The following is a 1,639-nucleotide window of genomic DNA, read 5'->3' on the forward strand; positions in this document are numbered from 1 at the left end:
GAATGTTTTTGCAGCAAGTTCGTTGCATTATTCTGATGAAAATATGATAAAAGGTAATGCGAAATTCTTACACAAAGAATTTAATGGAGTTCCCTTTACTTTTGTTAAGGCAATGGATTATAAAGGTAATGGTAAGAAAAGAATATTAAATATGATAGAATATGCATATAAAATCATAAATATAACGAAAAAAATAGATATAGAAAAGCCAGATGTGATATATGCATCTTCTGCTCATCCACTTACATGGCTTGCAGGATATAGATTAGCTAAAAGATATAAGGCCAAGTTTATAGCAGAAACAAGGGATTTATGGCCTGAAACATTGGTATCAATGGGACAAATAAGTAGAAAAAGTATTCCCGCTAAAATTTTATATAAATTACAAGATTTCATATACAGGAAGGCTGACAGACTTATATTTACCTTTCCAGGAGGAAAAGATTATGTAGATTCATTAGGCATAGATACAAATAAAGTAAGATATATAAATAATGGAATTGATTTAGAAGAATTTAATTATAATAAAGATAATTTTATATATGAAGACAGTGATTTAGATAATGATGATAAATTTAAAGTCATTTTCACAGGTACTATAGGACATGCAAATGGGATAAGGAATATAGTAAATGCAGCAATTGAACTAAAAAAGAAGAACTATAATGATATAGTATTTTTAATATTTGGAGATGGGCCTGAAAAAGAAAAATTAATTAAGAAAGTAGAAAAAGAAAAAATAGATAATATAATTTTTAAAGGTAGAGTCCAAAAGAAGTTTGTACCAAATATATTGAGTAAATCTTCATTAAATCTTTTATCACTTGAACATTTACCTAATTTATTTAAATATGGACTTAGTCCAAACAAACTGTTTGATTATTTTGCATCAGGAACACCTACATTATCAAATGTAGAATGTGGGTATGATTTATTAGAACAATATAATTGTGGATTAACAGTAAAAGGAGATTCTACTGAAGCTTTAATAAATGGAATACTTAAATTTTACAATATGGATAGAGAAGAATATAATAAATATGGTAAGAATGCTTTAGAAGCATCTGAAGATTTTGATTTCAAGAAATTAACAGATAAATTAGAAATGACAATATTAGATTAGGAAGGTGTAATCATGAACATACCATTAATAGATTTAAAAGCACAATATGAAAATTTAAAAGATGAATTAGATAAAGTTACATTAGATGTATTATCAAGTTCTAAATATATAATGGGCGAGAATGTTAAAAAGTTTGAAGAAGAATTTAGTAAGTATTTAGGAGCAAAGCATTCTATATCAGTAGGAAATGGAACAGACGCACTAGTTATAGCTTTAAAAGCTCTTGGAATAGGTGAAGGTGATGAAGTAATAACAAGCACATATACATTCTTTGCAACAGCAGAAAGCATATCAGCAGTCGGTGCAACACCTGTCTTTATAGATGTGAAAAAAGATACATTCAATATGGACTCGGAATTAATAGAAGATAAAATAACAGATAAAACAAAAGCTATAATGCCAGTTCATATATTTGGACAATCAGCAGATATGGATCAAATAAATAAAATTGCTAAAAAACATAACTTATATGTAATAGAAGATGCATGCCAAGCTATAGGAGCTGAGTACAATGGA

The 1,639-nt window shown here is 27.7% G+C and carries 2 protein-coding genes; both read left to right on the forward strand.

What is annotated here, in order from left to right; all coding sequences use genetic code 11:
• Positions 1–1,123 (forward strand): glycosyltransferase family 4 protein (locus tag ACTHW2_RS12945; RefSeq protein ID WP_442264302.1); only part of this gene is annotated, 1,123 nt, incomplete at its 5' end.
• Between the two features lie 12 nt (positions 1,124–1,135).
• The coding region (locus tag ACTHW2_RS12950; protein ID WP_442264303.1) for a DegT/DnrJ/EryC1/StrS family aminotransferase at positions 1,136–1,639 on the forward strand (504 nt) is incomplete at its 3' end.

The organism is Tissierella sp. (genome assembly GCF_052089545.1).
GTDB lineage: Bacteria > Bacillota > Clostridia > Tissierellales > Tissierellaceae > Tissierella_A.